This is a genomic window from Rhodopirellula sp. UBA1907 (genome assembly GCF_002337565.1).
In the GTDB taxonomy this organism is placed as follows: domain Bacteria; phylum Planctomycetota; class Planctomycetia; order Pirellulales; family Pirellulaceae; genus Rhodopirellula; species Rhodopirellula europaea.
This window is the reverse complement of record NZ_DDGH01000004.1, coordinates 1-8,557: the sequence shown is the minus strand read 5'-3', so window position 1 is coordinate 8,557 and position 8,557 is coordinate 1. Positions and strand designations below refer to the sequence as shown.

The following is an 8,557-nucleotide window of genomic DNA, read 5'->3' as shown; positions in this document are numbered from 1 at the left end:
TGTCAGCGTCAACGGTTCGGCAACCATCTGTTCGGTGACGACTCGTTCGCAAGTGATGATGTATTGGCGTGGCCACTTGCCATCGGACGCATCCGCTTGCCATTGAACCAAGCCCTCTGAGATCGAAATGTCGAGTTCTTCGTCTTCATCGTCCGCGGTCAAATGAGTCAGCTGCCATCCTTGCAAATCCAATTGCATGTCTTGCGGGTCGATGCCTGCGCCGCTGGATTGAACCGTCATCACCGAACGAGCCAACCGGTTGGTCATGCTGAGGTCCATCGCGATTTTTAGTCGCTGCTGTCGCTGTTTGCCCGACAACCAAACCGGCAATTGAAAAGCGTCGCGAAGGAACCGGAACGTTTGAGCTCGTTCGCCGACGTTGACCGATGTTGCATCGGAAGCAATTGCCTCCACACCCAAACGAGGTCGCCAGCGAAGGCGGTGGTCTTCGGCGGTGACAACGGTCACTGTGCCTCTTTGTCCGATCGCGTCTGGAACGCGAGGCAATTGCATCGTCCACGGCGTGTTCGCCGAAGCCTCGGGGACCGGCAGTCGCAACTGCAAACGGACTTCTACCAATGACGTTGATGTCATCGCATCGGCTCGGTCGGTTGAAAACCGAACGCGGCGGGTGGGTGATGAGCTGTTTTCGGGTGTGGTTTGCTCCGTACCCGTTGATTCGGAATCGTTGGTTGCGTCAGCACCGAGCAATGTCATCGTCCAACCCGAATCTGCAACGTCGATGGCGCTGCCGGATTCGAAAGCGGCGTCAGCGACTTCGTCGCCGACCGAATCAGGTGTCAACGTGCTGTCGCGACTGTCTTCGTTGATGGCGACTTCTGGACTGCCTAACAAGACCGCTTGTTCGGGCAATTCAATTTCGAATGCATCCAATTGACCACGCAAGTTCCGAACAGTCATCTGAACCTGAAGGCTCGGGGGATCCGCGGGCGATTCCCATCGCAAGATCGCGTTGGACTCGGTCTCGAGCAAACGAGCGGCCTGGGTCGCCGATGGCAGCCATTGCCACTTGAAAGCAAATTCACCGCCCTGGCTATCGATTTCGAATCGTGAGCGTCGTCGGTTTTCGTCGTCGGAATCCGGCTCACGTTTGGATAGCTGACGCAGTACTTCGCGACCACTTCCAACTATCTCGGCGGTGATCAACGAAGGCGAATTCTCGGCGGCGTCTGACTGATTCGGAGCGACCGATACTTCCACTCTCGTCGGCACGGTCGGTAGCGACAAAGGAAGGAAGCTGGTCAGTGGTCCGAGTCGGCGAACTCGCGTTGACATTCTGAGTTTGCAGATGCAGTCGATCGGTTTGTCGGGCAGCGCGGCTTCGGCTGGCAAAACCAATTCGTAATTCAATCCAGCGTTTGCTCGAGACGAATTTGCCAGAGCGGCACTGCCATTGGTCGCCGCGGCCGAAGCTGCGTCGAGTAGTTCGTCACGTGCGGCCGTTTTGCTTTGAGCGACTCGTACAAACGCGCGAGCGAGTTCGGTATCGGACACGGTTTGTGTGTTCGCTTCGCCGGAGGCTTCATCACTCTCGGTGTCATTGCCGGATAGTTCGTCTTCGTTGGCAACTCTTTGGACCGTCGCTGGTTCCAGCAAGTGGAAACCGTTCAAGCCCAGATCCAACACGATGGGTGTCGACGTGCCTTCTCGGATGGTTCGTGGATCGATAACAAAGTGGCATTCGAGTTCAAACTCGGCACGCTGATCATGAACCGATCCGACCAAGTTGATTCGCTGCAGCGTCGCTCGTCGATCCTGAACCTGGATTCCCTGCTCCAGACGTCGCAAGCGATCGATCTCCTCGAACGACATCCGAGGGATGACCACGGGGGTGCCGGATTCGTCCAAGAACACAAACGCATCCGGTGCAATTCCGCCTGAATCGCCGCGAATGATTTCCGGCGTCGGAATCGTTCCAGGTGGCTGTGCGACGAGTTGAGATGCAAACCCGACCGTCACCAGGAAGCAACACACCAATGCCATGCCGATTTTGCCGCACTGAGTTTTGACGCACTGAGTTTTGACGCACTGAGTTTTGACGCTCTGAGTTTTGACGCTCTGAGTTTTGACGCTCTGAGCTCGAGTGCACTGACCTCGAGCAAACTGAGCGGCAGCATCCAGGACCGGCGCATCGATTTGGACCGGGTACCGGTCCATCGGTATCAGGGAGTGGGAATTCGAGATGGACGTTGGTCCGGTCAACGGGGCACCGTCACAGAAGAGTGGCGCGGCGATCAATCAGAAGAGGTTTCCTAGTTTACGCAAATCACGTCACCGGTAACAGCTTTTCCTGTCGATCCAGACAACATCCGCCCATATCAAAACCCTGCCAATCCCTACGATCTGGTCAGACGGACCGCTCGAGCAAACGAAACGCTCGCACCGGAGCTGGAATTGAGCCCGAACTCGCTATTGCGACCTAGCCCGCTTGGCGGCGACGCCAAAGGAAGCGGAGGTAGTCCAACATCATCCACTGAATGATTAGCAGTGCGACCGGACCGCCGAACAAGATGAATTGGCTGGCTTGCTCACTTTGGAACCAGGGCACTCCAGCGGCACTCAAAGCTGACAGACATGCCATTACAAAGGCACCATTGATCAACAACAGGCCACACGACAAAGCCACTGAACTGAGCGACATCAGGCAGCCTCCCGCAAAATCGGTCAACGGCATCGAGTGGGCGCCAATCCGTTCGGCTTCGTCCGGGGACGAATCGATTCGTTCGTTTCCCGTTCGCGAACCACGCTGCCCCTCAGAAACCTTCATCGAATATTCTATCTTGCGAGATACTGCTTGAAAAACCAAACGTTAGACTGGATTGATTGGGCGGTCACTGAACGACGATCGAGAGCTCGAAGACGAGCGAGAACTCGAGCTAACGGCTCGAATTAGCATGGCTGCAATCCGTGGAAGAAACAACCAGCCCGTGACCTTACGCTTATCTTTGTCGAATCGAATGACCGTATGAGCCAGGACGCCCGACTACGACCTTCTCCGATCTGCTTTTCACAGCCACCATTGCGATCGTTCGGTCCCGCAGTCGCCGGGATGGTTCTGATTTTGGTTTTGGTCGTCGCGAACGCGTCTACTTGGTTGGTGGGCTTGGTCAGTCTGGTTGTGATCGGATTGTTGCTGGTTTTCCGTCATTGGCACAGTTCGCAACAAGACGATGCGGTGGCCGCCTACGTCCGCGATAGCACCGAAGAAATTCAAAAGTGGCAGGAACGCCTGCGTTGTTTGCATGCGGAGACTCGGCAGAACGCTTCCGCACTGCTGCAACTCAGCGACGGTGTGATTGTGCTGACAAAGGATTTTTCGGTCTTGCTGATCAATCCTTCGGCAGTCCGGTTGCTGGGACTAAAAAAACGGGACGCTTTGCTGGGACGTTGCTTCACCGAGTTGGTACGTGTGCCGCAATTGTTGGCATCGATTCGTTCGGCGGTCCGAGAACAACAACCGCAGGAGTTCACCGTCGAATTGCATGACCAAGGAGTCATGCGTCCGCTGCGTGTCCGAGTGGATTTGATTGATACCGGCGAAGAACCCAATTTGCAGTTGTCGCTTCGTGATGAAACGGAAACGCGCCGCGTGGAAGATATGCGACGTGAATTCATCGCCAACGTATCGCATGAATTGAAAACGCCGTTGGCCGCCATCAAAGGCTACGCTGAAACGGTCGAGTTGGCGGTGCAGGATGATCCCGATGCGGCTCTGCACTTCATGCAACAAATCATGTCGCAATGTTTGCGGCTGGAACGATTGGTTCACGAGATGATGCAATTGGCTCGCGCACAAGCCGGACCGGCCAATCTTCATTTGTCTAGCGTATCGTTGTCGGAAATTGTCTCTGATGCGATCCGAACCTACGAACCGGTCGCCGCAGCGAACGGGTTGGATTTGATCCAAGAGGTCCCTTCTGGCGAAGCCAAGATCATTGCTGATCGAGAAGCCACGCTGACGATCGCCAACAATTTGATCGGCAACGCACTGCGTTACACTCCCTCGGGAGGAGAGATACGGGTGTCGATCGTTGAGCAAACCGACCAGTGGGCTCTCGTGGTCGAGGACACCGGCGTTGGCATTCCATACTCCGAGCAACAACGCATCTTTGAACGTTTCTATCGCGGCAGTCGCAACGAAGAATCCAGCACAAGCGGCACCGGGTTGGGGCTGGCCATCGTCAAGCATTTGACTCAGGCCCAACAAGGAAACGTCTCCGTCACCAGCACCCCGGGCGAAGGATCCCGCTTTTGCGTTTGCTTGCCTGCCGTGCAAGCCTCGACGGAACTCAACCGCGTTTGATGTGGCTGCGTCGGGACGTGGTCCTGCCTGCTCCGTCTCATTCTGTGCAAATTGGCCAGTACAGATCGGCCAGTACGGATCGGTCACGCCAAGCAAGCGAAGAAAAGCACGCGTGGTTTAGGCGGCGGTGCCCCTCGTGATACCATGGCAGCGTTCTCGCTCATCTCCGCCATCTGACACCGCCATGCTCCCGCGAAACCTGACTCTGCTGTTGTCCGTGTTGGTCATTTCATTCGCGTGTTATGCCATCTACTTGCGGACACGATCTGCGATGATGGTCAGCGAAGCCATCGAAATGATCGATCGGTACTATGTCGAACCTGTGGATCGCCGCGAATTGCTGACATCGGCGATGGCGGGCATGACATCGACGCTGGACCAACACAGCGAATACATTCCGCCGGTCAGTTACCAAGCCTTTCAGGACACGATCCAACAAGAATTCGCGGGAATCGGAATCTACGTCGATCAGCCGGTTGAAGGCGAACCCGTCCGCGTGATCACCCCGTTGGTGGGCTCGCCCGCGCTCAGGGCCGGTCTGATGCCGGGAGATGCGATCTTGGAAGTGGACGGCGAATACGTCGGCGACATGGACATTCGATCCGTCAGCGAACGATTGAGAGGACCGATCGCAACCACGGTGCAGTTGTTGGTCAAACGTGGTGACGAGAAATTAGAAGTGCAGGTGCAGCGGGACACCATTCAGCTGGAATCCGTGATCGGTGACTATCGAAACGGAGGCAATGAATGGGTTTATCGTTTGAAGCAACATCCCGACATCGTCTATGTCCGGATGACCAGTTTCGGCGACAAAACGGTCAGTGAACTACGTTCGGTCTTGAGTCGTTTGATGCCGAAGTCAGACGTGTCGGGGTTCGTGCTGGACCTTCGAGGCAACGGAGGCGGGTTGCTGACCGCTGCCGTTGATGTCTGCGATATGTTTCTGAGTTCAGGACGAATTGTCAGCACAAAGACTCGCGGCGGCGTCGTCGAAGACGAGGTGTCGGCAACGGCGGGGACTTTGGTGCCGCCCGATATGCCGGTCGCAATTTTGATCGATGAGCATTCCGCCAGTGCGAGTGAAATTGTTGCCGCGGCACTGCAAGACCACGGTCGAGCGACGATCGTTGGTACGCGGAGTTATGGCAAAGGTACTGTTCAAAATATCTTGCCGCTGGAATATGGACGCAGTGCTCTGCGTCTCACGGTAGCCAAGTACTATCGTCCGAGTGACCAAAACATTCACCGTGGCGTTGATGACACCGAAGAGGACGTTTGGGGCGTGAGTCCTGATCCGGGCATGGATGCAAAAATTGCCGAAGAGGATCTGCGGCAACTGGCTCGATTCTGGGAAGAGGCTTCTTACCCATCGCTGAAGAACCGCGATTTGAAGGACTCTCGTTTGAAGCTCGTCACGCCCGATGAAGAAGTGGATTCGGATGCCGAAGCTGAGGCTTCCTCGAACGAGGCCACGGACTCGACAGACGAGGACGCCGCTGCCCCCGAGCGAACGCCTGCCGAATCAGCCTGGGAGTTGGACAAACCCCTGCGAACCGCGGTGGAGGCCATCCGATCAGCCAACGCTTCCAAGCAAAACGCCGCGGCCGCTTGAATCAAAGGCTGGCCACTTGCCAGCGTTTCTATGGTTGTTCGGAGCGATTTTGAACGGGTTTTCCAAATTGATAAGCTCCGAGATCGCTTCCGTTTGGAATGGCGGTTGTGAGTCTGGATTCCGCATTGGTAAACTAGATGGTGGTCTGAGACGGCGATTTAGTCGTGGTTTTGCTCCTGTCAGGCTACTGAAAAGTCCGCTTCATTCTCATTGAGTTCACCGATGAAATCGATCGTTTACGTTGTTGCTGCCTTGGCCGCCGTTGGAATCATGGTCGCGATCTCAGCGACACCCGACCGAGCACCTGAAACCGAAGCCGCACCGGCTGCCTCCGTTGTCGCGACTCCTGAGATCATGGCCGAAGCCGGCACGATGACTTTGGAAGTGCCTGAAATGCACTGCCAATTCGCATGTTTTCCTCGTGTTCAAGAAACGTTGGAAAAGAACGGTGCGGTCAGCGAAGTCGCTTTGGTCGATCAACCTGATCCAAACGCCTTGACCGTCAAGAAAGTTGTTGTGAAGTACGACGCCGGGTTTGATGTCACGTCAGCCTTGGCCGCTCTGCAAGAACAAGGGTTCTCTTCGGCCCAGAAAGTTCAGTAAGCAATTTCACTGAAGAAAGTGGCTCGATGGAACGTTGTGCATCACCAGAAGAAGCCACTTCGATCACGCAACCCGCTTCGGTCGGTCATCCGACCCATGGGATTTTGCTGATCGGTCATGGGACCCGTGACCAACGCGGGACCGAAGAGTTTTTCGAGTTGGGCAATCGACTGGCAAGTCTTCTCGCTGGTCGATCGATTGTTCAGCCATGTTTGCTGGAGTTTCAGTCGCCAACGATTGATGAGGGGTGGCGACGATTGCTCGACGCGGGCGCGAAGCGAATCACCGTTTCGCCACTGTTGTTGTTTGCCGCGGGTCATGCCAAGTCAGACATTCCCGACGCAGTCGAAGCGGTCGCTCGCCAGACGCAAACGCTCGACCGAATCGCGGGCTACAGCCGTCCGATTTCGCGGCAGCCGCACATGATCGATTTGGTTCGCGAGCGTTTGGCTGAATCACTCGAATCGGTGTCCGTCGGCGAAATGGACAATGCCCCGATCTCGACGGCGGTGGTGATGGTCGGCCGCGGAAGCTTGGACCCATGTGCTTCATCGGACATGCGTCTGCTAACCGAAGTCACCGTTCGCGGCCGGTTGAAACAAGCCGACTCATCTTCCATCGCGGATCTGCATGCGATCGACGCGGATGGTTTGCTCACGACGTTTTATGCGATGGCACAACCGCGGTTGCCGGACACGTTGGAGCAGATTGCAGCGAGCGGTCGGTTCGGTCGAGTCATCGTCCAACCGCACCTGTTGTTCTCGGGGCGATTGTATGATGCGATCGAGCGTCAAACCAAAGAAGCCGCAGCCAAATTCAGTGAAATTGAATTTGTCATTTCACGGTACTTGGGACCGGATGCCAAAGTCGCCGCAGCCATCGCCGATCGAATTGATTCCCTGCAATCCGAGAACGTCGGCGGTTAGTGCCCGAATCCTTCGGGGCAATTCGGCAGTCGTTGATTGTGTCGGGGTGTCTGATCAATCGGGAAGCTTGCGGCGGAACTGAGGGCGTTTTGCTTTGGGCAACTCGGCTTGGTGCTCTTCTTGGAATCGACGACGCTCAACGGGAGTCGCGTAGTACATCAGGTAAGTATCGTTGTCGTCCAGGCATCGCCATTCCAAGCTCTTGCCGGGCGCGTCGACCTTCTTTTCGCACGCCGGAAGAATGTCGCGGTAGATCACTCGATACAGTTCGCGATCGGAAAGGTGATCGGTGAACGTGAGCTTGATGTTCTGGGAATGCAATTGTTGGATCGTACGCTGCAACTCGACCGACAGCGCCGCATCGTCCAGCGATTCTGGGGCGGGGATTTGTAGCGGTGGATTGAACCACTGAGCGATCGCAAGTGCTGGTGCCCGTTCCCAGGCCAGGATCGATGCGAGGTACTCGTTCTCCTTCTGAAGCGGCATGCTCCGCGTCGTCGGATCGTCGATGGAATCGTCTCGGTATGGTTCCAACTCGTCTCGCAAGCGAGCGTTGGTGAGAATCAAATCCACCTCGTCGATCATCGGTTGACTCGTTTCACTCATGTCCTGATACCCTTCGTCCTCTAGCAAAATCGCGTGACCGGGGCCCGTACCCCGCACTCCGTTTAATTCGCGTCGACGCGACTTGCGGCGACACTCCCAAGCTATCCAGGCCGGCTCGCCGCTCAATCTAGAATTGAGTCAAAACGGCGAACTCGCCAGATTTTTGCACGCTCGCGTGTGTCTTGATCGATACGAACGTCACGATTTACCACGTTTCACGCTTGGACAGGTGATCTTCGAGGCATGTGAGGTTCCACCTTCTTCGCTGGGGCAACCCATGTCTCTGCCCGTCGCCATCGATTCTCGCGACTCTGCAGCAACGGCCAGCCATGGCAAAACGCCGCCGATCGCGACGCCGAATGACACTGCATTCACCCTTCTTCAGGCTGAGCTGTATTTCAAAGACACGTTCGGTTGGCTTCCTGCGATCGACAACAACCGCTTGCCAAGCGAAGTTTCGGGCGAAGTCGAGCGACGCCGTTCAGG

Annotated in this window: 7 protein-coding genes and 1 pseudogene; 5 read left to right on the top strand and 3 right to left on the bottom strand. The window is 56.0% G+C overall.

Going from position 1 to position 8,557, the window contains the following annotated elements; all coding sequences use genetic code 11:
- Together B2R17_RS01720 and B2R17_RS01715 are read right to left on the bottom strand one after the other, a co-directional pair.
- Positions 1-2,178, bottom strand: a pseudogene (locus tag B2R17_RS01720) (hypothetical protein); the annotation flags it as partial.
- Positions 2,179-2,440: 262 nt separating this feature from the next.
- Complete coding sequence (locus tag B2R17_RS01715; protein ID WP_008664814.1) at positions 2,441-2,788, bottom strand: hypothetical protein; 348 nt, start codon at positions 2,786-2,788, stop codon at positions 2,441-2,443.
- Positions 2,789-2,986: 198 nt separating this feature from the next.
- Here B2R17_RS01715 and B2R17_RS01710 point away from each other — a divergent pair, with 198 nt between their 5' ends.
- The 4 genes from B2R17_RS01710 to B2R17_RS01695 all read left to right on the top strand — a co-directional run bounded on the left by B2R17_RS01710 (position 2,987) and on the right by B2R17_RS01695 (position 7,465).
- On the top strand, positions 2,987-4,324 hold the full coding sequence (locus tag B2R17_RS01710; protein ID WP_286762589.1) for a PAS domain-containing sensor histidine kinase: 1,338 nt from the start codon (positions 2,987-2,989) through the stop codon (positions 4,322-4,324).
- 184 nt (positions 4,325-4,508) lie between these two features.
- Positions 4,509-5,936 (top strand): S41 family peptidase, encoded by a 1,428-nt coding sequence (locus B2R17_RS01705; RefSeq protein ID WP_286762588.1) that lies wholly within the window; start codon positions 4,509-4,511, stop codon positions 5,934-5,936.
- A gap of 222 nt (positions 5,937-6,158) precedes the next feature.
- On the top strand, positions 6,159-6,539 hold the full coding sequence (locus tag B2R17_RS01700) for a heavy-metal-associated domain-containing protein (RefSeq protein ID WP_286762587.1): 381 nt from the start codon (positions 6,159-6,161) through the stop codon (positions 6,537-6,539).
- A 26-nt stretch (positions 6,540-6,565) separates the two neighbouring features.
- A complete protein-coding gene (locus B2R17_RS01695) occupies positions 6,566-7,465 on the top strand; it encodes a sirohydrochlorin chelatase (RefSeq protein ID WP_286762586.1) in 900 nt (299 codons plus the stop codon).
- A gap of 54 nt (positions 7,466-7,519) precedes the next feature.
- Here B2R17_RS01695 and B2R17_RS01690 read toward each other — a convergent pair whose 3' ends face one another.
- Entirely contained in the window at positions 7,520-8,071 is a 552-nt protein-coding gene (locus tag B2R17_RS01690; protein ID WP_008660394.1) for a hypothetical protein, read from the bottom strand.
- Positions 8,072-8,348: 277 nt separating this feature from the next.
- Here B2R17_RS01690 and B2R17_RS01685 point away from each other — a divergent pair.
- Positions 8,349-8,557: hypothetical protein (locus tag B2R17_RS01685; protein WP_286762585.1), on the top strand; the 209-nt coding region annotated here is incomplete at its 3' end.